General features: G+C 28.9%; 22 protein-coding genes. 15 read left to right on the top strand and 7 right to left on the bottom strand.

The window, feature by feature from the left end:
- Positions 1-26 precede the first annotated feature (26 nt).
- A complete protein-coding gene (locus ACNI28_RS11150; protein WP_419764325.1) occupies positions 27-3,221 on the top strand; it encodes a transporter substrate-binding domain-containing protein in 3,195 nt (1,064 codons plus the stop codon).
- Between the two features lie 74 nt (positions 3,222-3,295).
- Here ACNI28_RS11150 and ACNI28_RS11155 read toward each other — a convergent pair whose 3' ends face one another.
- A complete protein-coding gene (locus ACNI28_RS11155; protein WP_419764326.1) occupies positions 3,296-3,682 on the bottom strand; it encodes a class II SORL domain-containing protein in 387 nt (128 codons plus the stop codon).
- Positions 3,683-3,817: 135 nt separating this feature from the next.
- Here ACNI28_RS11155 and ACNI28_RS11160 point away from each other — a divergent pair, with 135 nt between their 5' ends.
- The 3 genes from ACNI28_RS11160 (at position 3,818) to ACNI28_RS11170 (ending at position 6,151) form a co-directional block, all read left to right on the top strand.
- On the top strand, positions 3,818-4,648 hold the full coding sequence (locus ACNI28_RS11160; protein WP_419764327.1) for a thiamine-phosphate kinase: 831 nt from the start codon (positions 3,818-3,820) through the stop codon (positions 4,646-4,648).
- Between the two features lie 9 nt (positions 4,649-4,657).
- Positions 4,658-5,746, top strand: a complete 1,089-nt coding sequence (gene truD / locus ACNI28_RS11165; protein ID WP_419764328.1) for a tRNA pseudouridine(13) synthase TruD — start codon at positions 4,658-4,660, stop codon at positions 5,744-5,746.
- A 72-nt stretch (positions 5,747-5,818) separates the two neighbouring features.
- Positions 5,819-6,151, top strand: a complete 333-nt coding sequence (locus ACNI28_RS11170) for a hypothetical protein (protein WP_419764329.1) — start codon at positions 5,819-5,821, stop codon at positions 6,149-6,151.
- A gap of 14 nt (positions 6,152-6,165) precedes the next feature.
- On the opposite strand, the gene ACNI28_RS11175 is transcribed toward ACNI28_RS11170, so the two are convergent.
- Entirely contained in the window at positions 6,166-8,355 is a 2,190-nt protein-coding gene (locus ACNI28_RS11175; RefSeq protein WP_419764330.1) for a methyl-accepting chemotaxis protein, read from the bottom strand.
- 85 nt (positions 8,356-8,440) lie between these two features.
- Between ACNI28_RS11175 and ruvA the strand changes: the two genes are divergently transcribed.
- The 6 genes from ruvA to ACNI28_RS11205 all read left to right on the top strand — a co-directional run bounded on the left by ruvA (position 8,441) and on the right by ACNI28_RS11205 (position 14,040).
- Complete coding sequence (ruvA, locus tag ACNI28_RS11180; RefSeq protein WP_419764331.1) at positions 8,441-9,001, top strand: Holliday junction branch migration protein RuvA; 561 nt, start codon at positions 8,441-8,443, stop codon at positions 8,999-9,001.
- Between the two features lie 19 nt (positions 9,002-9,020).
- Entirely contained in the window at positions 9,021-10,055 is a 1,035-nt protein-coding gene (locus ACNI28_RS11185; protein ID WP_419764332.1) for a D-alanine--D-alanine ligase, read from the top strand.
- Positions 10,056-10,058: 3 nt separating this feature from the next.
- Entirely contained in the window at positions 10,059-10,778 is a 720-nt protein-coding gene (estV, locus tag ACNI28_RS11190) for an EstV family lipase (protein ID WP_419764333.1), read from the top strand.
- Complete coding sequence (locus ACNI28_RS11195; protein ID WP_419764334.1) at positions 10,765-12,201, top strand: Mur ligase family protein; 1,437 nt, start codon at positions 10,765-10,767, stop codon at positions 12,199-12,201. The genes estV and ACNI28_RS11195 overlap by 14 nt, the downstream gene beginning before the upstream one ends.
- Positions 12,202-12,321: 120 nt before the next feature.
- Positions 12,322-12,813, top strand: coding sequence for an HIT family protein (locus tag ACNI28_RS11200; RefSeq protein ID WP_419764335.1), 492 nt, complete (start codon positions 12,322-12,324; stop codon positions 12,811-12,813).
- Between the two features lie 9 nt (positions 12,814-12,822).
- Complete coding sequence (locus ACNI28_RS11205; protein WP_419764336.1) at positions 12,823-14,040, top strand: hypothetical protein; 1,218 nt, start codon at positions 12,823-12,825, stop codon at positions 14,038-14,040.
- 559 nt (positions 14,041-14,599) lie between these two features.
- On the opposite strand, the gene ACNI28_RS11210 is transcribed toward ACNI28_RS11205, so the two are convergent.
- On the bottom strand, positions 14,600-15,583 hold the full coding sequence (locus ACNI28_RS11210) for an IS110 family RNA-guided transposase (RefSeq protein WP_419764289.1): 984 nt from the start codon (positions 15,581-15,583) through the stop codon (positions 14,600-14,602).
- Between the two features lie 404 nt (positions 15,584-15,987).
- Here ACNI28_RS11210 and ACNI28_RS11215 point away from each other — a divergent pair, with 404 nt between their 5' ends.
- The 3 genes from ACNI28_RS11215 (at position 15,988) to def (ending at position 18,181) form a co-directional block, all read left to right on the top strand.
- Entirely contained in the window at positions 15,988-16,338 is a 351-nt protein-coding gene (locus ACNI28_RS11215) for a RidA family protein (protein WP_419764337.1), read from the top strand.
- A gap of 81 nt (positions 16,339-16,419) precedes the next feature.
- Positions 16,420-17,661, top strand: coding sequence for an NAD(P)/FAD-dependent oxidoreductase (locus ACNI28_RS11220; RefSeq protein ID WP_419764338.1), 1,242 nt, complete (start codon positions 16,420-16,422; stop codon positions 17,659-17,661).
- A 1-nt stretch (position 17,662) separates the two neighbouring features.
- Positions 17,663-18,181: a peptide deformylase gene (gene def, locus ACNI28_RS11225; protein WP_419764339.1), complete on the top strand. Its 519-nt coding sequence runs from the start codon at positions 17,663-17,665 to the stop codon at positions 18,179-18,181.
- A gap of 2 nt (positions 18,182-18,183) precedes the next feature.
- Here the strand turns inward: def and ACNI28_RS11230 are convergent, their stop codons facing one another.
- Genes ACNI28_RS11230 through ACNI28_RS11245 form a run of 4 tightly spaced genes read right to left on the bottom strand, consistent with a single transcriptional unit; the run spans position 18,184 to position 19,808 of the window.
- On the bottom strand, positions 18,184-18,819 hold the full coding sequence (locus ACNI28_RS11230; protein WP_419764340.1) for a GNAT family N-acetyltransferase: 636 nt from the start codon (positions 18,817-18,819) through the stop codon (positions 18,184-18,186).
- A 2-nt stretch (positions 18,820-18,821) separates the two neighbouring features.
- Positions 18,822-19,085, bottom strand: coding sequence for a hypothetical protein (locus ACNI28_RS11235; protein ID WP_419764341.1), 264 nt, complete (start codon positions 19,083-19,085; stop codon positions 18,822-18,824).
- Between the two features lie 30 nt (positions 19,086-19,115).
- Complete coding sequence (locus ACNI28_RS11240) at positions 19,116-19,532, bottom strand: hypothetical protein (RefSeq protein WP_419764342.1); 417 nt, start codon at positions 19,530-19,532, stop codon at positions 19,116-19,118.
- 30 nt (positions 19,533-19,562) lie between these two features.
- Positions 19,563-19,808 (bottom strand): helix-turn-helix domain-containing protein, encoded by a 246-nt coding sequence (locus ACNI28_RS11245; protein WP_419764343.1) that lies wholly within the window; start codon positions 19,806-19,808, stop codon positions 19,563-19,565.
- 211 nt (positions 19,809-20,019) lie between these two features.
- On the opposite strand from ACNI28_RS11245, the gene ACNI28_RS11250 reads away from it, so the two are divergent.
- Positions 20,020-20,718, top strand: coding sequence for a response regulator transcription factor (locus ACNI28_RS11250; RefSeq protein WP_419764344.1), 699 nt, complete (start codon positions 20,020-20,022; stop codon positions 20,716-20,718).
- A 3-nt stretch (positions 20,719-20,721) separates the two neighbouring features.
- Positions 20,722-26,157, top strand: a complete 5,436-nt coding sequence (locus ACNI28_RS11255; RefSeq protein ID WP_419764345.1) for a PAS domain S-box protein — start codon at positions 20,722-20,724, stop codon at positions 26,155-26,157.
- Positions 26,158-26,199 lie beyond the last annotated feature (42 nt).

A 26,199-nucleotide genomic window follows, 5' to 3' on the forward strand; every position in this document is an offset into this window, starting at 1 on the left:
TAGAAATTTTAATAGGATTTGTATATTTGAAAAAATTATTTAGCTTAGTTTTAACACTGTTTTTTACACTTAATCTACTTGCCTCAGATATTGAATTAACCCAAAAAGAGAAAGAGTGGCTCAAAAATCACCCTATAATAACTTTGGGTACAGAAGAAAAATGGACACCATTTGTTATAAATAAGGGCAATTCTCTTAGTGGATTTGATATTGATATATTAAATTTAATCAATAAAAATACAGGAGCAAACTTTCAATTAAAAGTAGGCACTTGGAAAGATATGGTACAAAAAGCAATCAATAAAGAGATTGATGGCTTAAGTACAAGTGCCGTACATGAAGAGAGAGCTAAGTTTTTCAATTTTTCAAATAGTTATACATCTACAAAAAAATATCTTATTACATTAAATAATAATCCTAAAAATATTAACTCTATTGATGATTTAGTTGGAAAAAAAATCGGATATTTAGAAAAAAACTTATTTGATAAAAAGCTTATTTCACAATACAAAGAGTCGATTTTAGTTCCCTTAAAATCATTAGATGAAATACTTCATAATCTTATTACTGGTAAAATTGATGCTACTATTGGAAATAATGAAATTTTTACTATGGCTGAAAAAGAGAGATTACCATATCTTAAGATAATAGATAAAGTACAAAACAGTACTTTGAATTTAGTGTTTTCTATAAGAAAAGATTATCCTGAAGCAATTTCTATTTTGAACAAAGGATTAGAGTCTATCCCAGAAGATACAAAAAAGTATATAAGTAAAAAGTGGTTTGCTGTACCACAAAATATTGAAGAAAAAAACAATCTAAATTTGACAAAAGAAGAAAATGAGTATTTAAAAAATAAAAAAGTTCTTACAGTTGCAAACTTGAAAACCTTTCCTCCTTTTAACTTCAATGAAGATAATACTCCTAAAGGGTATAGTATTGACTATATGAGATTAGTAGGTAAATATTTAAACATAGATATTGAATTTATTACAAATAAGCCTTGGAATGAATTCATGATAATGTTAAAAGATAAAAATATAGATTTGATTCCTCATGTTGCAATCACTGAAGAGAGACAGAAATACTTAGATTTTACAAATTTTAATCATATTGAATATACAACGGGAGTTGCAATAGATAAAAATAGTAATGTCAAATCAATGGATGATTTAAAAGATAAAGTAATAGCAGTGGCAAAAAAAACCTTTATAGAATCATACTTGAAAAATAATTTTCCAGAACAAAAGCTACTCTTTTCTTCATCTACTGCAAAAGCTGTTGAAGATGTATCTATGGGACAAGCAAGTGCTGTAGTAGGAAGTCTTCCAGCCTTGCAATATTATATTCAAAAAGATTGGTTAAGTAATGTAAAGACAACTATATTAAATGACTTGGGACTGGAAGAAAAGACTGCACTTCCTATGGCTGTATCAAAAGGTAATTTATTATTAAAATCTATATTAGAAAAAGTCAATGATGTTATACCTCATAATGAAAAAGTAAAGCTAAAACATAAATGGATGAACCTTTCAGATTTAAATTATAGTTTAAATAATGAAGAAATTAAATATTTAAAAAAGAAAAAGATAATAAAAATGTGTGTTCTTCCAGACTGGTTACCTTTTGAACAAATTGACAATAATGGAAATCATAAAGGAATAGGTGCAGATCTTATGAAGATAATTTCTAAGTACCTTGATACTCCTATAAAACTTGTAGCAACCAAACAGTGGTCAGAATCTTTACAAAACATTAGAGATAGAAAATGTGATATTCTTCCTGTTGCTATGGATGTTGCAAGTCGAAGAGATGCAATGAACTTTACAAAGCCTTATGTTGCTGAACCATTTGTTATTGCAACAAAAGCAGATAAATTATTTATCAAAGATTCAAATGCCCTTAGTAATAAAAAAGTAGGTATTGTAAAAAGCTATGCTTTTATAGATGTATTAAAACAGAGAAATCCCTTGATTCAAATTGTAGATGTAGAAAATACAAAAGAGGGACTAGAAAGAGTTAGTAGTGGTGAACTATTTGGTTATATAGATACTATGCCAACAATTGGTTATGGTATACAAAAGTACTCTATGTTTGATTTGAAAATTGCAGGAAGACTAGAGTTTGATATTAAGTTGAGTATTGCATCAAGAAATGATGAACCCCTATTAAATACTATTATGCAAAAAGCTTTAGATGAGATAAGTGAAGAGCAAAAAAGAACAATCGTAAATAAATGGATAGAGATAAAAGTTGCACAAGAAGTTAACTATACACTGCTTTGGCAGACAAGTTTAGTTTTTGCGATTATTGTTTTAATTATCTTATATAAAAATAGAACAGTACATTTACTTAACAAAGACCTTACAAAAGCAAAAAATGAGATAGAAGAACAGCAAAGTATGGTTAATAAATATGTATTAATTCTTACAACTGATACAAATGGAATAATAACAGAGGCAAATGAAGCATATTGTAAAGCTGTTGGTTATACAAAAGATGAATTGTACGGCAAAAAACATACAAATATGAGACATCCAGATATTGATGATAACTTTTTTATTAATTTATGGGAAACAATCTCAAAAAATAAAACATGGTCTGGTGAAATTAAAAACCTAAGAAAAGATGGTGAAACCATTTGGCTTAATATGTATATTGAACCAATATTTAAAGATAATATAAAGATTGGATATAGAGCAATATCTGAAAACATTACAGATAAAAAAAGAATCGAAGAGCTTTCAGTAACTGATAAATTAACAGGCTTATACAATAGAATGAAACTTGATGAAATCATGCTAATAAAAGTAGAAGAGTTTAAAAGATATGAAGCAAAATTTTCAATAATATTATTAGATATTGATGATTTTAAAATCGTAAATGATACTTATGGTCATGATGTTGGCGATTATGTATTAAAAGAGATTGCTAAAACTTTAAAAATAAATCTTAGAATTAGTGATATTGTTGCTAGATGGGGTGGAGAAGAGTTTCTTATTATTTGTGAAAATACAAGTTTAAGTGATGCTAAAATTGTTGCAGAAAATATAAGAAAACATATTGAAAATATTAAGTTTGATATTATTGGAAAAGAGACCATTAGTTTGGGTGTAGTAGAGTTTAGAGATAGTGACACACTTAATACGATTTTTAAAAGAGCTGATGATGCACTTTATGAAGCAAAGAAAACAGGTAAAAACAGAACAGTTGTAATGTAGATTATGAGTTAAATAATAAGATATAATAAAAAGTGAAGTGTATGAGAGAGTTTGTCCTCTCTCATATATGTAGATTAAGCTTCTATTGCTACTTCTACAGGAGTTGATTCCCAAATACCATGTTTAGTACAGTATCCATGAGCTACTAAGTTAAGTTTTTTACTAGTTGGAATAATAGTAAAAGTTGTTGTATTGTGTGCTTTTACATTTCCTAGTGTACCTGGAACATAACTAGCTTTTGCTAATTGTGTATCACCATTAAATAGTGTAACTGATTCAATAAAGTGGTCAAAATCATCTGGATGAGTATATTCATTTCCCATTTTAACAGTTACTTCAAAAGGCTCACCTGCTTTTGCAGTATCAGTACAGTGGATGAAAGGTGAGTGTCTATCAATTAAGTCTTTCTTAGCTTCTCTTTCAACAGTATCTATATCAACATATTTGTTAATCTTTGGCATTTTTTAATCTCCTATAAATTTTATGTATTGCATTATACAGTATGTTTATTAAATTATAAAGGATAAATTTTATCCTAAGCTTTAATTTAAGATAAATATCAGAAAATCAAGTCTATTTATGATAAAATCCGCGCTATGAACAAAGAAGATTATTTTATAAAACAATTTAAAAACAATCATAAAAATGTTATTGGTGATGATGGAGCTGTTATAGGCTCACATGTTTATAGCATGGATGCTTTCTTTGAAAATATTCATTTTAAACGTGAATGGATGAGTTTAAAACAAATAGCAAGAAAAGCAATGATTGTAAATATTTCTGATGCCATAGTTATGAACGCTATTCCTAAATATGCACTTTTAAGTGTTGCCATTCCAAAAAGTTTTTCAAAAGAAGATTTAAAAGAGTTGGCAAAAGGGTTTAAAAGTGTTGCTAAAAAGTTTGGAATCAAAATAATTGGTGGAGATACAATATCTAATAATAAACTTGATATTTCTATAACAATTATTTCAAAAACAAAAAAACCTATTTTTAGAAAAGGTTTAAAAAAAGATGATTTACTCTGTTATAGTGGTGAACTAGGAACTTGTAAAAAAGATTTAGACTCTTTACTTACTGGTAAAAAAGTTTCTAAAAAATCAAAGTTTATAAAACCCAAACTAAAGCCTGAATTTTTTTATGAAATTGCACCTTATATTAATTGCGCCCTTGATATCTCAGATGGACTATTTTTTGAACTTGAAAGACTATCTAATATCAATAGTTTAGGGTTTGATTTTTTTAATAAAATTAGTAAAGAAGTAGGTTGTTCAGGAGAAGAGTATGAAGTCTTATTCTCTTTTTCACAAAAAAATAAAGAGATAATTTCTAAGATTGCAACAAAACATAAGGTAAAACTAAACATCTTTGCAAAAGCAGTTGATGGAACATATAAATGTGATTGCCAAAATCATCATTTTAAATAAGGGAAAACATTGGAAGACAATACACAGTTAAATAAACACAATTTACAATACTATTTAAATCACTCAAAAATAGATGTACTTTTTAAGCAAAATAAAGATGATTTCGTAGTAACTGAGATACCTTTATATGAATTTACAGGAGAGGGTGAACATATAGTTGTAAAACTTAGAAAAAAAGATTTATCTACATGGGATGCTTTACAAATTATTGCAGATAGTATAGGCTGTAAGCTGAGAGATATTGGCTATGCAGGACTAAAAGATAAAAATGCAATGACAATACAACATATATCTATTCCAAAACAATTTGAAGAGAAGATAAATAGCTTTACCCATGAAAATATAAAATTTTTAGAAACTATTAATCACAACAATAAAATTAGAATTGGACATCTAAAAGGTAATAAGTTTTTTATTAGATTAAAAAGAGTTAGCTTAATGGATGCAAAAAAAATAGAACAGACCTTAGGTAAAATTGCAACATTTGGTATTCCAAATTATTTTGGTGTTCAAAGATTTGGAGCATATGGTGACAATCATGAAAAAGGTCAACAAATTGTTGAAGGAACGTTAAAAGAGAAAAGAAGAAATTTAAAGCAGATGTTTTTAAATGCTTACCAAAGTTATCTTTTTAATTCATGGTTATCAAAGAGAGTAGAGATATCAAAACTAATAGATGCCTTTGAGCCAAAAGAGATTTGTGAAAAAGTAGGACTTCCACAAGATATAGTAAAACAAATGAAAGCCCAAACTCATCCTTTTAAAATGCTTCCTGGAGAGCTTATGAGCCATTATCCTTTTGGGAAAATATTTATAGCAGAAGAACTTGAAGTTGAAAGTGATAAATTCTATAAAAAAGATAGAGTTCCAACTGGCTTATTACCTGGGAAAAGAGTTAAGACTAGTGAAGGTTTAGCACAAGAGTTTGAAAAAGAGTTTGATAAAAAAACTTTTGAAGATGGCGCTAGAAGATTTGCTTGGGTTTTTCCTGATGAGATAGAATCAAACTATAAAGAAGAGAAAAATTGGTTTGAAGTTTCATTTACTTTGCCAAAAGGTTCATATGCCACACAAGTTATCTCTGAAATAATCCATTAATAACATATTTTATTCTTATTTCTTTAAGCTTAGCTTTGATAAACTTTAAATAATAATAAAAAAAGGTTTACTATGAATTACGAAGAGATAGTAACAGAACTAGATGATATTACAAAAAGTTCTGAAAAAGTTGCTGTAGATGTTTTTGAAAAACTAGAATCAGCTTTATCACTTACAAAAGAAAAAGAATCTCAGGATTTAATAACTGAGGTTATGAATATGATTCAAGGAGAAGATATCTTTAGACAAAAAATTGAAAGGGTTATTAATAGTATTTGTGATGCACAAGGAATAGATGTAACACAATTCAACATAGCACCAACTGCAAAACATATTGCAGGTGATAACTACGACGAAATGTCACAAGAAGATATTGATAATATGTTCGCTTCTAATAATAAATAGAAAGTTTAAACTCTCTATTTATTTTTACAAACTTCTTTTTTTAATTCATTTAATATATTAAATATTTTCATTGTTTCATCATCCGCTTCTTTTGCTTTTTGAGCTAAAGTACTGTTTGATTCATCATTTGCATTTGCATCAATTAATAATTGAAGTTTTGTAGTTAAAACTTGACTTACGCTTTTTAAACTATCTATTTGTTCACTAGCTTGACCTGGATATTTAGTTTCAAATTCATTTATAAATGTAGTTAATGATTTTGAGTTAGATGTATTCCATTTCTCTTTAGTTCCTAACTTAGCAAAAATATCATCTTTTAGTTCAAGGATATGTACTTTTACTTTTGCAGTATCATAAACTAAATCCACATCGGCAACTTGTCCTCTTGCTTCTTCAAGGAAACTAGCATTTGAAGCAGCCGTTACAAGTGAGTTTGACATATCAGCAATTACAGTTGACATTTTAGAAATCTCTTCTGCTACACTTGCATTTTGTTGTGTTGCTTGGTCTAGAGTTGTAATTGCATCATTGATTTGAGTGATTCCACCTTCTTGCTCTTTTGAAGCAGTTGAAACATTTTCAATCATCTCTATTGTATCTGAGATATTTTTATTTAGTTCGTTGTATCCTTCAATCATTTTTGTTGATACTTCTTTACCACTTCTAGCTTTTGCAGTTGCTGTTTCAACTATACCTTTAATCTCTTTTGCTGCTTCAGCACTTCTTGAAGCTAGGTTTCTTACTTCTTGTGCAACAACAGCAAAACCTTTTCCAGCTTCACCAGCAGTTGCAGCTTCTACTGCTGCATTTAGTGATAGAATATTTGTTTGGAAAGCTATTTGGTCAATAACTTCAATTGCATCGTTGATTGAACCAACTTGTTTGTTAATATCTTCCATAGAATCCGCAGTTTGACTTGCAAGGTTTTGACCACTTTTTGCAGAAGCAGTAACATTGTGTGCAAGTTGAGTCATTTTAACTGTGGCTTCAGTAGTTCCTTTGATATTACCTGTTATTTGCTCTAAAGCTGCAGCTGTCTCTTCTAAAGAGGCAGCTTGCTTATTTGAAGATAAAGATAAATCATTTGCAGCTGATGATAGTGTTTGAGTATTTTGTTTTAATGAATCACCCGTATTCATAATCATTGCTAATATTTCAGAAGTATTATTACCTACAAGTTTAATACTTGCAGATAAAGAACCTAAATCACCATATATACCTTTATCATCAATAACAAAATCAAATTTTGATTCAGAATAGTGTTCTAATGATTGATTGATTCTTTCTAATGTCTCTCTAGTATGAGAAATCATTGTATTTAGTTTATCTTTTAAGTTTTCAACATGAGGATTTGAAGCTTGTGCTTTTACATCATATACAAAGAATCCATTTCCTGTTTTTTCTAATACATCATTTGCTTCTTCAATAACTTTTTCATCTTGTAGAAGTCCTGCTTTTACTTTATCCATATAGGTATTAAATAGCTCTGCTACTTCTGAAATTTCATCTTTTGATTGAACAGTTAATCTTATGTTTGTATCATTTGATTCAATCAAGTTTGTAAAACCTGCTTTTAATGAGTTGATTGGTTTTGTAGCACCTCTTACTATAAAGAAGATAATTGCCATAGTTAAAAGACCTAAGATAAGTGATGTAGTAGATATGCTTACAACCAAATCAACTAATCTTTCATCTGATTCTTCTAAAGAGAAAGTTAAATCCATAATCCCAATAACATCACCAACTTGCTGATTAGCATGACACATTAAACAATCTTGTTCTGCTATCATTGGTTTTATCATTCGTATATCATGTACACCATTCTCATTTATTTCAAGAATTTGAGGTTTTTTTGTTTCAAAAGATTTTAAAATATCTGAATCTTCTGTAAATTTTGATCCAGGAGAGTACATTTCAATTAATGGTTTACTTTTTGCAACTGTTAAGTTTCTTACACCCTTAATATTTTGCGCATCTTCTTCTGCTTTTTGAATAGTAGCTACATCACCTGTAGACATTGCATTTCTAAGACTTTGAAACATTGCAGTGTTAAGCATTTCCAAGTTCTCTTTTGTTATTGCAATTGAGTCACTTTTCACTTTTGCAGTACTAAAATAAACTACAGATACACTACTAATCGTCATGAGGATTACTAATGCAAACATAATTTTATTATTAATCTTTCTACTTATAAATTTAAACATAAACTAACCTTAATCTTTAAGTTAGGATATTATATAATTAAAACTATTTATAAACGATAAAAAAACAGAAAGAATTTAAAAAATAATGATAATTGGCATAAAAGGTAAAATTGAGAAAAAAGAACCAACCCTTCTACATATAGATGTTAATGGGTTAGTTTATGAAGTATTCGTATCGGTTAATTGTAGTTCTAAAATAACAGAAAATAATATTTCTCTCTTCACTACATACATAATAAGAGAAGATTCACAAACTTTATATGGTTTTTTGGATATAAATGAAAAAAAACTATTTGATACAGTTATAAAAATAAATGGTGTAGGTCCAAAAGTTGCCTTAGCTATTTGTTCTACATTTACGCCTAGTTCTTTTTCTCAAATAGTAAGTTCAAATGATATCTCTATGCTAAAAAGAGTTTCAGGTATTGGTCCCAAAGGGGCTAGTAGGATTTTAGTAGAGTTATCTGGGTTTGTTATTGATGGAAATGGGGAAGATGATATTGCAGGTACAAATATGATGGAAGCTTCTTTGGCCTTAGAGTCTTTAGGGTTTAAAAAAGATATTATAACTAAGGCATTAAATAGTTGTAGTGCAACAAATACAAGTGACTTGGTAAAAGAAGCACTTAAAAAATTACAAAAATAGATTAAAAGGTTAAAAAAGTATGAAGATTGCTATAGTTTTTGGTGGAAGTAGTTATGAACATGAGATTTCAATAGTATCAGCTATTGCGATGAAAGATGTTATTAAAAGTGAAGTAGAATATATATTTTTAGATGAAAATAGAGATTTTTATCATATCCCAACAAAAACAATTAAGTCGAAAATTTTTAGCAGTGGTGAATATAAAAAGTGCGATAAGCTTACTATTAAAAAAGGTGCTTTTTCAAAAAAAGCTATGTTTGGCGAAAAAAACGTGGAGTTTGATGTTGTATTAAACTTAATCCATGGTGGAGATGGTGAAGATGGAACTATCGCTTCACTTTTAGAGTTTTTTGATATCAAATATATAGGTCCAAGAGTTGGAGCTTGTAGTGTGAGTTTCAATAAGTTTTTAACAAAAGGTTATGCTTCATCTTTGGGTATTAAAACTATAGATTATAAATACTTTACAAAATTTGATGAAGTAAGTGTTGATAACTATCCAGTTATTGTAAAACCAGTTACACTAGGAAGTTCTATTGGAGTTAGCATTGTAAAGTCAAAAGAAGAGTTATCTTATGCCCTTGATGTTGCTTTTGAGTTTGATAATGCAGTTTTAATAGAGACTTTTATTCCAAATATAAAAGAGTACAATCTAGCAGGTTGTAAAATAGCAAATGAGATAAAATACTCAATAGTAGAAGAGCCACAAAAGGTTGATTTTTTAGATTTTGATAAAAAATATTTGGATTTTGCAAGAACTGAGAGAGTAAGTGTAGCAGAGATAAGTGATAGTTTAAAAGAGAAATTAAAAGCCTCTTTTGAGACTATTTATAATACTACTTTTGAAGGGTCAATGATTAGATGTGATTTTTTTGTAATAGATGATGAAGTATATTTAAATGAAATAAATCCAATCCCAGGGTCTATGGCAAATTATCTGTTTGAAGATTTTGATTCAACTTTAAATGAGCTTGCTAAATCACTAAGATTAAGAGATAAAATCAAAATCTCATATGACTATGTAAATAAAATCCAATCGGCTAAAGGTAAGTAAGCTTTGGCTTTAAAATCAATCCAATACGATAAGAAAAGTTTTGATATCTCATATGAAATAGTAAACCAAGGTGCAAAAAAAGATATCATCATACTTCATGGTTGGGGCTCAAACAAAGATATCATGAGTAAAAACTTTAAAAACTATTTGCCAAGTTTTAGACATATTTACATTGATCTGCCAGGTTTTGGAAAGAGTTCAAATGAGTATGTTTTAAGTACAAATGATTATGTAAATATCATGGAGATATTTTTAAAAGCAATTCACGCTTCAAAAGAGACAATTATGGGGCACTCTTATGGTGGAAAAGTTGCCACAAAATTAAATCCCAAAAACCTTATACTTTTAAGTAGTGCAGGAATAGTAGAAGAAAAATCAGCTAAAGTAAAAAGTAAAATCAAAATGGCAAAATTTTTTAAAGCTTTTGGATTAGGTTCAATTACAAAAATTTTTAGAAGTAAAGATGTAGATAATATGAGTCAAAATATGTATGAAACTTTTAAAAATGTTTTAAATGAAGACTTTACTCAAGAGTTTAAAAATTACAAGGGCAAAGCATATATATTTTGGGGTGAAAGTGATACTGCAACCTCTTTAGAATCAGGAAAAAAAATAGCCTCACTTATAAAAAACAGTGAGTTTAAATCATACGAAGGGACTCACTTTTTCTTTGTTGAACATGCAAAAGATATAAGTGAAAGAGTAGAAAATGGAATACTTTAATATATTTACACACATAGTTTTAGTGATGACTTTGGGTTGGTATTTGATTACCAACTTACAATGGTATAGCTATAAAATCGAAAGAGTTATTTTTAAACATCATAAGTTAAATTGGCACATTATATATTTTGTGATGCCTTTTGTTATGTATTATCTTTTGCCATCATTGTATTTTTTAATATATTTTTATGCTTTATATTTGCCTATTTTAGTTTTATGGAATATGAAACTTGATAAGCCTTTGGTATTAACTTCAAGAGTTCAAAGATTTTTAGCCATACTTTTATTTGTGACATTTTCTATAAGTCTTTTATGTTTTGTAAGTGAAAACTGTAAGACTTCAGGTTTATTTATTCCTCTATTTATAGCTTATATGGTCTCATTTTCACTAGAGCGTATCTTTTTTATATCTTTTAAACATAGAGCAAAAAAGAGACTTCAAGGTATTGCAGACTTAAAAATCATAGCAATTACTGCTTCATATGGAAAAACATCCATAAAAAACTATTTGTATCAAATCCTAAAAACAAAGTTTCATGCATATAAAACTCCAAGAAGTGTAAATACTCTAGCAGGACTTGTTCTTGATGTTAATAGAGACTTACCTGATAATGCTGATATATACATAGCAGAAGCAGGGGCAAGAATGCCAGGGGATATTGAAGAAATATCAAACTTCTTAGGACAAGATTATGCAATCTTAGGACAAGTAGGTGAACAGCACATAGAGTACTTCAAAACCTTAGATAATATAATCCACACTAAAATGGAAATCCTAAAATCTCCTAAAATGATAAAAGCCTTTGTTCATGAATCAGTTCCTCTTTTAGATTATGCAAAAGTAGTGAAGTTTCCAAACAATCTAAATATAACCATGAGTAACCTTGATGGTATCTGGTTTGATATTCAAATTGATGGAAAACAAGAGCACTTCCATGCTCCCATACTTGGAAGTTTCAACGCAGTAAACTTAACAGCTTGTATTCTTATGGCAAAAGAGTTGGGTATGAGTATTGACCAAATTAAAATAGCCTTAGATAAAATCAAGCCAGTAGAGCATAGACTTCAAAAAATAGAAGCTGGTGGAAAAGTTATCATTGATGATAGTTTTAATGGAAACTTTGAGGGTATGCTTGAAGCTGTAAATCTTTGTAGTGAATATAAAGGAAGAAAAGTAATCATAACTCCAGGTCTTGTAGAATCAACTGATGAAACAAATATTCTTTTAGCAAAAGAGATAGACAGACACTTTGATTTTGTTATTTTAACTGGTTCATTAAATACTCACCTTTTTAGTGATAACATAGATAAAGAAAAGCAGTTTATCTTAAAAGATAAATCAAAGATGGAAGAGACTTTGGCAGAACAAACTAGAGCAGGGGATTTAATCCTTTTTGCAAATGACGCACCAAACTTCATATAATTTAGAAATAACTCGTTATTTTCTTTAGGGTTTGCTACTTTAAATGGAATTTACTTCTATTGATAAAAGTAGTAATAAAATATATAGTCCCTTAAAAAAGGGATTTTTTAAGGAATAAATATGGAACGAATCTATGCCCCTTGGCGATTTGAATATGTTACAGAAGACAAGATTGAGGGGTGTGTATTTTGTCACATTTATGAAAATCCAAATGATGATGAAAAATTAGGTGTAGTTTTTAGAGATAAAAACTGCTACGTTGTCATGAACAAATACCCATATACTCCCGGTCACATGATGGTAATACCAAACTTTCATACAGATAATATAGAAGATTTAGATGATGAGATTTGGATAGATATGTCACTGCGGGTGAAACAGGCAACTAGGATGCTTAAAGAAGTACTTAATGCTGAAGGCATAAATATAGGCATGAACCTAAGCAAAGCTGCAGGAGCTGGAATAGCTGAGCATGTTCATTATCATCTTGTTCCTAGATGGGGAGGGGATACAAACTTTATCACTACTATTGGAAATACTAGAGTTTATCCTGTGGATTTTAATAAGTTGTATATGAAACTTTGTGAGAATTCAGGTAAATATTTTTGTTAAAATAATCTAATGAAACATTATCAAGATACAAAAACAGGTCAAATATATGCTTTTGAAGATAATATAAATCCTTACAAATTAAATAATAGAAATTTGCCTATTAAAACATTAACTGATAATGTAAAAGAAAAACCAAATGAAAATTATTTTTGGTATAAAGAAGATTGGGTGCATAAAAGTGAACTTCCAGAGGATTATTCTGAACCAATATCAGATATACCATCTTTTAGTCCTGCATGGGTTTCTTTTTTATTTCCTGTTGGAACAATTATTGTCGATGACAGTATAAATTTAGATATAGATATAAATCAAATTAATTCAAATAAGTATAACTGGAAAGAATTTTCAAAAATCGTACTTTCTCTTCCTGACATTAACGATAATGACTTACCTATTTTATTGACAGTAGATGGTTCAATTATGCTTCCAAATTGTGAAAAATATTATTCACAAGAAATTGCAATTAATGAAATGAATAAAATTAGAGGAAGTTTATTTTTATCTGGTTTGTTAATTCCACTAATTGATATTGAAGGTTTGGAACAAGGTAGTGTAGTTGAAGGTGGAGGATATAGTTTTTTATATAAACCTTCATTTCATAACAGAGTTAGATTAGGAGGGACATCGCTTAGTGAAAGAATTGTCTTATATCATCTTAATAAAATTAAAACAGCTGAATTAATAAACTTATACTTATTAGGTAAAGAATATAAAAAAAACTTTCACTTTGATATAGATTTTTTAGTTAATGGTTATTTTGAATTATTGAATTATAATTTAGTAAGTGCTTTAAATAATCTTTGGATTGTAGTAGAACAATTAACGAAAAAGATATGGGGAAAACAACCTATTGATATTTTGAAAAAAATTGCTGAAGAATTAAAGAAAGATAAAATACTAGGAAGGATAGGGGTTAAACATGAAGTTCTAAATGTACATAAAGTTTTTTCCGATGAAGTGTTAAAAATTTTGGATGATGCACGAAGTAAGAGGAATGATTTAATGCATGACTCAAGTTTACCTGATTTATTAATAATCGAGAATTTATGGACAATCTTGTTTGATATGATTGAGATTGCTTATGATATTAAAATGAAAGAACTATATAGTAGAACAGTTTCTTTGAATGAAGAGAATAAAAAAGTATTTATTAGATTTAATACATTTTACAAAAATACAACAACAAATCGGAAACGAAATTTCAATGATTGGAAGTTAAATATATAAAGTAAAAATAATTATTTGTTTTCATAAACACCTAAAGGTCTTCGCTCCTCTTACTTTGTGTGGACAAAGTAAGCAAAACCACCAACAGAGTTTCAAAGCCCTTTGGGTTCCCTCACTTATTATTTATCTTTTCTGACTTGTAAAACTCACATAAAAATATGCTCTTAAGCATATTTGTTATGTTCAAACAGTTACAAGTCTTTTCCGAAAAGAGAAATAAACATTCGGCTTTTGCAAATGTTGGAGATAAAAGGTGGGATAAGGACATTTGCATTTTTGATTTGTTTAGATTCTTTGCTTTTATTTACTCTAATTTATACTCAATAGTTTAAACATTTAAACTTGGAAAAGAAATAACCGAAGAAATTTCTTTCTACATCTGCAGGAGCCGAATGTTTATTTTTAATTTCGGAGAAAGCTGAGGACTTGTTTGAGTAAAAAAGAGTGATAAACTCACTCTTTTTTAGGAGTTCCGCAAGCTAGAAATTAAAAATAATAAGTGAGGGAACCTTTGGCTCCGAAGTTGCCACCTTAAAAACAGATAAAAAAATCTAAATTATCATAAATATCTTTTAAATCTTTCCTCATCATATATTTCGTTATTTTTATAAATACTATGTGCTATTACTACTATTTTCCTCATTACTGCTATTTGTGCTACTGTTGTATGTTTCCCATTATCTTTTAATCTATTATAAAATCTTTTTAACTCTTCATTATATTGTGTGGCATTTAGGCTTGCCATAAACAATACACTTCTACATAGTTTTGAACCAGCTTTTGATATTCTTGTTCTTCCTTTTATTGATGTTCCTGAACTCTTCTCTATTGGATCTAATCCTGCAAGTGATATTATCTCTTTTTGGTTTGCATTTGAGTATTGTATAAAATGATGCAATAGAACTATTGCTGATACTTCTCCTACACTTTTTATACTTTGTATATTTATAAATGCTTCTTGAAGTTTCTCATCTTTTGCTATTACTTTTTTTATTTCAAGTAGTATCTCTTTTTCTTTTTGTTCTAAAAGTTTTATCTCTTTTTTTATTCTTTGTATTAATTTACTTATTCCATCTTTAGCTATCAAAGATTCTAAATGATTTTTATTTTGTGATTTTTGTTTAATTAAAAATTGATAGTAAGTTATCAACTCTTTTATCTCTTCTATTTCTTGTTTTATTACTGGTACTTTAATCTGTTCCTTTGATGCTGTTACTATCATTTGTGATAACATTCGGGCATCATTTACATCATTTTTATTTCTTTGTCCTATGGCTTTACTAAAATTTGAACTTTGTTTAGGATTTACTATAAAGCATTTGATATTTTTATTTGCTGCAAACTTTTTTATAACAGAAGAATAATTCCCTGTTGGTTCATACACAAATACTAACTTATCTATATCTTTTTTGTAATGCTTTTTTAATTTAGAATATAGACTTTTTAATGATTTTAAATTATTCTCAATAACTAAATCTAAATCATTAAAAGGAACATACACATTGATTGTTGACTTACTAATATCTAATCCGATAGAATACATATCTGGAACCTTTATTTTAGGATAAAGAGTTCGTTAGGGTAGGATTTCTCCTACCTGATTTGTCATACATATTTCGGACTCGTAAATTCGAACTAGTTTATTACTGTTCTTGTTGCCACTCAAACTTTTAATATGACTATCTGACTTCAAATCAAGATGATTATTTTTTAATCTCTTTCGCCGTAGTTCGATATATCACTTAACAAACTCTATGAAAATATATTATCTATATCTCCATTAATTTTATTATACGAGCCGTAGTTGCTTTTGCTTACTTTTCGTCAATACAAAAGTAAGAGAAGCGAAGAGGTTTACCTCTTCAAGAGAAAAAATCTTACAATTTCATTCAAATATAACTTTACAATGTTATACTAAAACATTAAAACTCATAGAGGATATATAACATGATAACTAGAAAACAAACAAATGAGAGAATGAGTAGAATCGTTGAACACAATGGAGTTATTTATTTAGCAGGAATTGTATCTGATGATAAAGATTTGGATATAAAAGGACAGGCTCAAAGAGTGCTGGCTATGGCTGAAGAGAGATTGGCTGAGGCTGGTAGTGATAAAGACCATATCTTACGAGCTGAGATATTTGTAAAAGACATTGCTCGTGATTTTGCTGATTTCAATGAGATTTGGGATGCTTGGGTATCAAAAGAAAACCCTCCTGCCCGTGCTTGTGTACAAGCTACTATGGCAAGTACTGCAACACTAGTTGAGATTATTTTTACAGCTGTTAAAGTTTAAACAAATATATTACATCTTTTTCTTACTTGAAGTATAATATTTGCATAGTATTATGCCAAGATAAATATTGGAGAACTTATTATGAAACGAGACACTATTATTATAGGCGCTGGAGTTGTTGGTCTTATGTGTGCTTACTCCTTGCATAAAGCAGGGCGTAAAGTTACTATAATAGATGAGGGCGATATTACCAACTCTACATCATTTGGAAATGCAGGACTATTATCTGCTTTTGATAAGGGGGCACTTAGTTACCCGGGTGTCATAACAAACACAATGAAACAGATGTTAAAAGGTGAGTCTCCTGTAAAAGTTCATCCAAAACTCGATCCAAAACTTTATAAATGGCTTTTTAAATTTGCTATAAGTGCTAATGAGACTAGATTTAAAAGAACTATTATGCTTTTTGAAAAGTATGGAGAAGAGACTTTAGAGCTTTATGAAAAAATGCAAAAGAAAGAAAAACTTGATTTTGATTATCATAGAACTGGTATGCTCTCTGTTTTCACTGAAGATGCCACTTATGAGAAGAAGTTAAAAGAGTGTGAATCAAAAGATTCAAAGAACTATAAAATATTATCAAAAGAGCAGACAAAAGAGTATCTTCCTTGTGGAAATGAGAAGATTAAAGGTTCAATCTTATTTAATAGAAATGCCCACTTAGACCCTCAAAAAGTTATGCTTCAAACAAAAGAATTTTTACAAAAAGAGGGTGTAGAATTTATACTAAATGAAAAAATTACAGATATAAAATTTGAAAACAAAAAAGTAAAATCAGTAAGTTCAGCTAGCAATACCTACAAAGCAGAAAACTTTGTACTTTCTACTGGATATCAAACACTCTTGGCTGATATTAGAAAAAGAAGCTTGATGATGACTCCTGCAAAGGGTTATAGTATCACTTTTTCTATGCCCCAAGAACTCAAACCCAAAACATCAACACTATTTAGTGATTTGTTTATAGTTATGACTCCAAGGCAGGATAGTGTAAGACTTACTTCAAAACTTGAACTTGGCTCAACTGATACAAATATAGTAAAAGCACAAATAGAAAGTATCAAATCAAATTTTGAAAAATACACAGTTCCCTTTGAAATGAAAGAGATAAAAGAATGGACAGGATTTAGACCACTTACTCCCAATGATATGCCTCTTCTTGGACGTGATGAAGAGTACAAAAACTTAGTATATGCCATGGGGCTAGGTTGGCTTGGTATGACTTTTGCTCCAAGTGTTGGAAAAATAGTAAAAAAAATGATTACAAAAGATTTAGACAACAAAGATAGCGATGATATTTTACTATTTTCTGGATTGTATCAGTAATATGTCTTGTCATATAGCAAAACTTGGAGAAGATGTATTAAGACTGGAAGCAAAAAAAGTCGAAGATATAAAAAGTCAGAAAACCCAAACTATCATAAAAGAGATGTTAAGATGTCTTAAAAAGAGTAGTGGTGTAGGACTTGCTGCTCCTCAAATTTTTCACTCTTGCCAGATACTTATAATCTCTTCTCATCCAAATGAAAGATATCCACATGCTCCATATATGGAAGATGAAATTATCATAAATCCCATTATAATAGAAACATCAAAACAAAAAGAAAAAGGCTGGGAAGGTTGTCTAAGTATTCCAGGTATTAGAGCCCAAGTTCCAAGGCACACAAAAATCAAAGTCAAATATACAAATATAAACAATGAAGAAAAAATAGAAGTTTTTGAAGATTTTATTGCAAGGGTTTTTCAGCATGAGTATGACCATCTAAAAGGTCTTGTTTATCTTGATAGAGTTGAAGATATGAAAGATATAATTACTGAAGAGATATATTTTAAAACGATAGATTAACTCTAATCTAAATCTCTTTTTTTTATCTCATTTTTAAGGTCGTCAAATTTAAATCGTGTTTTCATAAGTTTTAGACAATCTTTGTGAATAAGTATTTGCTGTTCATCAAAAGAGTCTGCATTGTCTTTAAGTTTACCATACATATCTTCTAGTTCATTGTCATTGAACTCATCGGTTGAACCCTCATAATTAATCTCTTCAATCTCTTTTATATCATCTGGCATTTTAAAATCACTATAATAAAGCATCTCTTTATTTACACCCCAATATCTAAGTCCTAATTTATTATAAAAATTTATGGAGTTATTTACACTATGAAGTTTACATCTGTGTATTTTTTTAGTTTTAACAGAAGAGAAAAGGTATTTTAAAAGTTTATATGCATAGCCATTTCGTCTATATTTAAATGGAGTTAAAATATTGTTTATTGTAAGGTATTTGTTATCTTTTGAGATATTATAAAATAAATAAGTAACATGACGCTTATTAATTACAAGAGCCAAGGGAGGAAATTTTTCCCAGCTATAGTAGTTGTCCCACAAGTCAAGTGCTCTTTTTAAAAATTTTAGATTTTCAAAGTGGCTTAATTTTTGTACGGATTCAAGGTATTCATCTCTAGTTAGTTTTACAACTTCCAAAACTACTCTTCGCTCTCATCGAGCAAATCCATGATTTTTTCATATACTTCAGCTGCTTCTACTTCAGTAATTTGATTTGTATTAATTGCTTCTACAATATTTTGTAGCTCTACCATAAATGATTCCATCTCTTTTATTGCATCCATATCATCATCCGTAGCTTCATTATTTTCTATAAGCTTTAATAAGTCTTCTAAATATAATTCAACTTCTGGTAGCATAGTTACTTCAACAACTTCTTTTAATTCATCTTTTATATTTGGCATATTTACTCTTTTTATATAAATTTTGTACAGTTAAAATACAAAAGCAATATCTGCTATAGAAATATTATACATTAAAATCTTTGTGTTTTCAGAATCAATAACACTATAATTTATAGTGAAATCATTTGGATTTTCAATTTCATTATATTTTTTTACAAATTCTTTATACTTATCTTTGTCTATGACAGAATAAATAAAAAATACTTTTTCTTTAAATTTTTCATTGTCAATATATAAATTAAATATTTCAGCTTGTGTTTCTCTATCATATTTTTCAATAAAATTATTTTTATACAAATCTTTTACAAACTTATCTTTAGTAAAATCCTTTGAGTTATATGTATAATAATCATCAGTTAAAATTTCTTCTAATTTATCAGAAATCTCAAAAAGATTAAATCTTGCATAATTATTATCTTCTTCTATTAAGTATCTTTTTTCAATCATGATTTTCCTTGTAGTAAAATGTGAATTAATTTATTTTTTGGGTAAAAAATCTATAACTTCCATATCAAACGCTTTTGCAATTTTACACAGATGAATAAGATTATAGGAAACATTGTGTTTTCTTGTTTCAATTTTTGCAATATAATTGGGAGAATTAAACCCTAAAATATAAGCAAGTTTTAGTTGACTTATATTTCTTTTTTGTCTCTCTTTTTTTACTTTATCAACAATTTTATCTAAAAAAATGTTAGGAGAACTTTCATACAATATAAACACCTATAAGTTTTTAGAATATTAACTTATATAATTTATCTTAACAAACACTTATAAGTATTTGTTAAGATAAATATCTATAAAATGTAAAAATTATTTTTTTTATGAAACCAAGATTATAGCTTGTTTTTTAGTTAAATAATATATAATAAATTATAAGAATTTTAAAAGGGTATATTATTAGAATTAAAAAAATCAATATAAAGGTTTTAGAGTGAGCGACGATAGCCTTTTTTTTCTAAAATCCAAAACAGTTCTTTTTGCAGAAGATGATATCATCATCAAATCACAAATAACAGAAGTATTAGAGATGTTATTCAAAAAAGTTTTTTCTGTGGATAATGGAGAAAAAGCTTATGAAGTGTATGCAGAAAAATTTCCTGATATGATTATTAGTGATATAAAAATGCCTAAAATGGATGGCTTGTCCCTTGTAGAAAAGATTCGTCAACATGACTACAATATTCCCATCGTTTTATTGACAAACTTCAATGAAAAAGAGTATCTATCAAAAGCTGTGAATTTGTCTGTTGATGGGTATATCATAAAACCAATTGAATTTAATACTTTAACCCAAACCATTACAAAAGCTATGAAAAGAGTTCATCCCCAAGATTCAGAAATAATTGAGTTGGCTGAAGGTTTGTCTTTTAACTTTAAAACTCAAGAGGTATATGTAAAAGACCAATTGGTTTCTTTAGGCATAAAAGAGTTGGAATTACTTAAATTATTAATTCAACATCATTCTCGTACAGTTACAAAAGAGGAAATATCTGAAAAACTGTGGCCCTTGGATACTATTTCTGAATCCTCTATCAAAAACTTAATTCTTCGAATACGAAAAAAATTTCATGATGATATTATTATTTCAGTTAGAGGCATTGGGTATCGTTTAAACATTAGTAGTAACTAAACTATGATACTAAGATTTTTTTTTAGTATTTTATGTACTGTTTCGATGTTGCATGCTTTTCAATTAATAAATATTAAACCAAATCTATCTATTAATCTTGTAAAAAATCCCTCTTCTTACTTAGGTGATTTACCAGACGATGAAGCGTATGTCAAATGTCAAACCAATCAATTTCAATCACTTTTAAACAAACCCATTACCTTTGGAATTAAAACAACACCTTTATGGATATGTCTTGAAGTATTAAATACCCAACATGAACATCTTTTTTTGAGTTTATCTGATATTTCTATTGAAAATGCAACTTTTTTTAAATATCAAAACAATAAACTCACAGAAAAAGAAGAGAGTGGCTTGTGGATTACTTCAAAACGAGATGATTTTGAAGAGTTAATTTCCAAAACATATATACCTAAATCCCCAACACCAACGACTGTTTTAATCAAACTTAGCTCTTCTAGTCCATTTTTAACAGAAATAGTACTTGGCGATAATCATGATATTATCAACACGCAACTAGCTGAAATTGTGATTCTCTCTATTTTTATTGGAACCTTTCTAAGCTTGTTTATTTACAATGGGTTTTTATATTTTTCAACCAAACAAAATGACTATATGTTGTACGCTTTATATATTTTGTTTTTGGTAACTTGGATGATATCTTTTCATGGCTATTTTACTTACTTTTATCAACTAAGTGATAATGTTACTCATATAATAAAAACACTATTTATTTTGGGAACTATACTTTTTCTTATACTTTTTAGTATCAAATTTTTAAATATCAAACAAAAATATTCTACTATCTTTTATGTTTTTTTGTTTATTGTTTTATCTATATTATTGTTTTTGCTTATGATGATGACAAATCTTTTGGGTCATTATGTAGGTGAGTTAAGTTTACTTATAGTTACAAGTGCTTGCTTATATTGGGGTATTTTATCTTATAAAAACAACCCTGTTATTTCCAAATATTATGTTATAGCATTAAGTGGTTATTTAATAGGAACGCTTATCTCTTTTTTGATGTTTGAAGGAATCCTTCTTACTCATTTTTATTCCTTATATGCCCAACTAGTAGGCTCTTTGTGGACAATGATTATATTGTCTTTAGCTTTGGCATATAAGTTAAGTCTTTTAGAAGTTGAGAGAAATGAAGCAGTTCTAAAATCGCAAGTACAAGAAAAAATGCTTTTTTTACAATCTCGTAATGCTTCTATTGGTGAACTTATTGGAAATATTGCTCACCAATGGAGAGAACCACTTGCTGAAATTGGAGCCATACATACAAACTTGCATGCAACTTTACTTATAAAGGGGTCTGTAACAAAAGAGAAAATGTTAGATTCTATTGAACAAAGTAATAATATTCTTCATCATCTTTCAAATACCATAGAGGTATTTTATCGTTTTTTCAAATACAAAAAATATGATAAACAAGAGTTTAATATCACAGAAGAGATTTATAATATACAAAAGATGGTTTACTATATTTTAAAAGTTGAAAATATCACTTTGCAAATTGAGCATCAAAAAGAGATATTTTTACATGGGGATAAAAATGAGTTTGCCAATGTTATACTCAATATTATTCTAAATGCAAAAGATATTTTAGTAAATAGAAAAATCAAAAATCCTTTGATAGATGTTAAGATTTATAAAAATAATAACATTATTTTTATAACCATAGAAGACAACGCAGGAGGAATCAAACAAGACCCAGTAGAAAAAGTTTTTGAGTCAGGAGTTAGTTCAAAAGATACTAGCATAGGCATAGGTCTTTATATTGCAAAAACAATTGTTGAGAAACGATTAAAAGGGAAAATTGATGTAGAAAATAGTGACAATGGTGCTTTATTTACAATCTCTTTTCCTGTGATATTGGAAACAGTAGAAAAAGACGATACTGATATATTCTTAAATACAGAAGAATCAACCCTTCGTAGGCTTTATAAGTTAGAACAAGAAGTAGAAAAACAAGAAGAATTGGAAAAAGCTTTAAATCAATGGGAAGAAATATTTAAAAAAACACATTGGGGAGTTGCTGTTTTTAAAGGTAAAAGTACCTTTGTTGAGATGATAAACCCAGAATTTGAAAAAATGTACGGGTACAGCTTAAATGAGTTGAAAAACATGAGTATAACAGGATTGTTTGCTGTTGAAAGTTTTTATTTGTTGATAACCAAACAAGAAGAAGCATTTGAGAAATCATTTGTATCTTTTGAAGCTGTTAATATCAAAAAAGATGGTACTAAGTTTCCTGCAAATATAGACCTTACAGTGATAAAAAATGACAATAATGATGTTCTTTATTATATTGCAAATATCAGAGATATTACAGAGCAAAAAAATATTTCCAACGCTTTAAAGACCAGTGAAGAGGCTTTTAGGGCGATGGTAGAAAACTCACCAGATGTTATTATGCGATATGACAAAGAGTGTAGACGAACATATATCAATCCTTTAGGGTTGGTACTTATGGGTAAACCTCCAGAAGAGTTACTTGGAAAAACACCAAAAGAATTTTCTCCTTTATCCGATATAGAAGCGTTTGAAGAAGCATTTTATAAAGTGCTAAATGAAGCAAAAGAGATAAAAATAGAAGGGGTGTTTTATACTCATGATGGTGAAAAAAGATGGGGGGAAGAGAGAATAATCCCTGAGTTAAACTCAAAAGGTGAAGTATCAAGTGTCCTAGTCATTGGAAGAGATATGACAGAACAAAAAAGAGCCAATGAAAGATTACTACTGAAAAAGTTTGCACTTGATAATATTGAAGAAGCTGTTTATTTGATGAATGAAAAAGGAGAACTTACGTATGTCAATGAAGGTGCTTGCAGAACTTTAGGGTATACAGAGGCTGAATTGTTGAGCTTAAATATTGGCGATATAGATGCTGATTGGCCAATTGAAAGGTGGTCTGAGCATTGGGAAGTAATCAAAGAAGTTAAAACTATGACCATGGAACTAAGACATAAAAGAAAAGATGGAAGAATTTTTCCAGTTGAAGTTCTTGCTAATTATTTTGAGTATGAAGGTATCGCTTATAATATGGGCTTAGCAAGGGATATAACTGAACGAAAAGCCATACAAGAAAATTTACTTCTTAAAGGGTTCGCACTCAATAAAATAAATGAATCAGTTTTTTTAATAGATGAAAATGCAAACTTTCATTATGTCAATGAAGCTACTTGTAAAAGTTTAGGCTATACACATGATGAGCTTCTTAAACTAACTGTAGCTGACCTTGACCCTAATGTTTCTATAACATGGTGGAAAGAACATTGGAAAGATATAGAAAGATTAAATAATACACTAACTCTAACACAACATAAAAGAAAAGATGGGACAGTATTTCCTATAGAAATAAGTTCAAACTACTTTGAATACAATGGTGTGGGATATAGTCTGGCAGTTTCAAGAGATATATCAGAGCGTTTGGAAGTTCAAAAAAGAAAAGATGAAGAGAAGATGCGTCTATTTTTTGACCATCAACTTGTAGGTATGGCAATAACTTCTCCTACAAAGGGGTGGTTACACGTCAATGATAAACTATGTGAAATGCTAGGTTATAGTTTTGAAGAACTTAAAAATATGACTTGGGCAGAAGTGACACATCCTGATGATTTACCAGCTGATGTAGATAGTTTTGAGCGTATGTTAGCAGGAGAAATAGAATCCTATACAGTTGAGAAAAGATATATTTGTAAAGATGAAAGCATAGTTTTTGCTTATCTTTCTATAGGGTGTGTACGTAAAGAAGATGGTAGTGTTGATTTTGTTTTAGCTTTAATAGAAGATATAACTGAACGAAAAAAATCAGAAGAAAAAATAAGGATTTTAAATAGTACATTGGAAGAACGTGTCAAAGAACGTACTCTTGAACTTGCTAAAAAAGAGAGAGAATTTAGAACTTTAGCTGAAAATATGCCAAATTTTCTTTCCCGTTATGATAAAGAAGGAAAACGTATCTATGTTAATCCTCCTTTATGTGAGTATTTTGGGGTATCTAGTGATGAGTTATTGGGATTTAGTCCGCAAAAGAAACCTTTAATAGGTGTACCAGCTGAATTATATGAAAAAATAACCTATGTACTTCAAACAGGGTATAAAACTTATATGGAAATAGCGGATAACAAAGATGATACAAAACGATGGTGGACACTATCGTTTGTCCCTGAATTTGATGAAAAAGGAAATATTGATGGAGTCATTTCCATAGGGCATGATATAACTTATATCAAACAAGCAGAAGAACAAATGCAGTTGCTAACAAGTGCCATTAATAACGCAAGTGATGCTTTATATATTGTTGCTCATAATCGTAGCATTAAGCATGTTAGTGAAGCTTCTTGTAAGATGTTAGGATATACCTATGATGAATTTATGAATATGAAAGTCGAAGATATTGATCCTTTTATGAAAGTAGAAGATATTGATGGTATGAGAGAAAAAGTAGACAAATTAAATACAGTAACTTTCCAAACAAACCATCGTGCAAAAGATGGTAAAATCCTTGATGTGGAAATTACTGTCACTAAGTTTATATTTAATGAGAGTGATTTAAGACTCTCTATGGTAAAAGATATAACCCAGCTTAAAAAACATGAAGCTACAATAAATGAACTCAATAAAAACTTAGAAATAAAAGTAATTGAACGAACGAAAGAACTTCAACAAGCAGTAGAGTTCAATAAAAGCATTATTCAAGCAATACCTGATATGCTTTTTGAGGTATCTAAAGAGGGTATATATTTAAATATTTGGGCAAGGGATGAAAAACTTTTAGCTGATCAAAAAGAGCTTTTATTGGGAAAAAATTTCAAAGATATATTACCTCCTGATGCTGTTGAGGTTTCTATAAAAACTTTTAAAGAAGTTGAAAAATATGGTTCATCTTTAGGTAATATCTACAAACTTGATTTACCAGATGGTGAACATTGGTTTGAATTACATACCACCAAAAAAGAGTCAGAAGATACTTATCTAGCACTTGCACGAGATATTACGGAGAGAAAAAAAGCACAAAATGAACTTATAGAACTCAATACTACACTAGAAGATAAAGTAAAAGATAGAACTTATTCTCTTCAAAAAGCACTAGAGTGGAGTGAAGATATTATTAATACTCTTCCTGACCTTCTTTTTGAGATAGATAACAAAGGAAACTACCAAGGAGTTTGGACACAAAACAAAGAACTCTTAGCACAACAAAAAGAAGAGTTATTGGGAAATAATATTTATGATGTTTTGTCAAAAGAGGCTTCTGATACTATTATGCATGCATTTGAAGAAGTCAATAAATATAAATACTCTTCTGGCAAAAAAATCACTATCCACTTACCACAAGGAAAAAAAGAGTTTGAACTATCTATTTCAAAAAAATCAGATGGAAACTTTCTTGTACTTTCAAGGGATATTACTCAACGAAATTCATAAATTATTATATTAAATAATATTTTCTAGTTCTACTAATATGTG

The organism is Arcobacter denitrificans (SeqCode), assembly GCF_048571185.1.
GTDB lineage: Bacteria > Campylobacterota > Campylobacteria > Campylobacterales > Arcobacteraceae > Arcobacter > Arcobacter denitrificans.

Coding starts and splice junctions, on each gene's coding strand:
- ACNI28_RS11155 (WP_419764326.1), bottom strand. CDS start 3,682: ATGCCAAAGATTAACAAATATGTTGATATAGATACTGTTGAAAGAGAA.
- ACNI28_RS11160 (WP_419764327.1), top strand. CDS start 3,818: ATGAACAAAGAAGATTATTTTATAAAACAATTTAAAAACAATCATAAA.
- ACNI28_RS11170 (WP_419764329.1), top strand. CDS start 5,819: ATGAATTACGAAGAGATAGTAACAGAACTAGATGATATTACAAAAAGT.
- ACNI28_RS11175 (WP_419764330.1), bottom strand. CDS start 8,355: ATGTTTAAATTTATAAGTAGAAAGATTAATAATAAAATTATGTTTGCA.
- ruvA (WP_419764331.1), top strand. CDS start 8,441: ATGATAATTGGCATAAAAGGTAAAATTGAGAAAAAAGAACCAACCCTT.
- ACNI28_RS11185 (WP_419764332.1), top strand. CDS start 9,021: ATGAAGATTGCTATAGTTTTTGGTGGAAGTAGTTATGAACATGAGATT.
- ACNI28_RS11195 (WP_419764334.1), top strand. CDS start 10,765: ATGGAATACTTTAATATATTTACACACATAGTTTTAGTGATGACTTTG.
- ACNI28_RS11200 (WP_419764335.1), top strand. CDS start 12,322: ATGGAACGAATCTATGCCCCTTGGCGATTTGAATATGTTACAGAAGAC.
- ACNI28_RS11205 (WP_419764336.1), top strand. CDS start 12,823: ATGAAACATTATCAAGATACAAAAACAGGTCAAATATATGCTTTTGAA.
- ACNI28_RS11210 (WP_419764289.1), bottom strand. CDS start 15,583: ATGTATTCTATCGGATTAGATATTAGTAAGTCAACAATCAATGTGTAT.
- ACNI28_RS11215 (WP_419764337.1), top strand. CDS start 15,988: ATGATAACTAGAAAACAAACAAATGAGAGAATGAGTAGAATCGTTGAA.
- ACNI28_RS11220 (WP_419764338.1), top strand. CDS start 16,420: ATGAAACGAGACACTATTATTATAGGCGCTGGAGTTGTTGGTCTTATG.
- def (WP_419764339.1), top strand. CDS start 17,663: ATGTCTTGTCATATAGCAAAACTTGGAGAAGATGTATTAAGACTGGAA.
- ACNI28_RS11235 (WP_419764341.1), bottom strand. CDS start 19,085: ATGCCAAATATAAAAGATGAATTAAAAGAAGTTGTTGAAGTAACTATG.
- ACNI28_RS11240 (WP_419764342.1), bottom strand. CDS start 19,532: ATGATTGAAAAAAGATACTTAATAGAAGAAGATAATAATTATGCAAGA.
- ACNI28_RS11255 (WP_419764345.1), top strand. CDS start 20,722: ATGATACTAAGATTTTTTTTTAGTATTTTATGTACTGTTTCGATGTTG.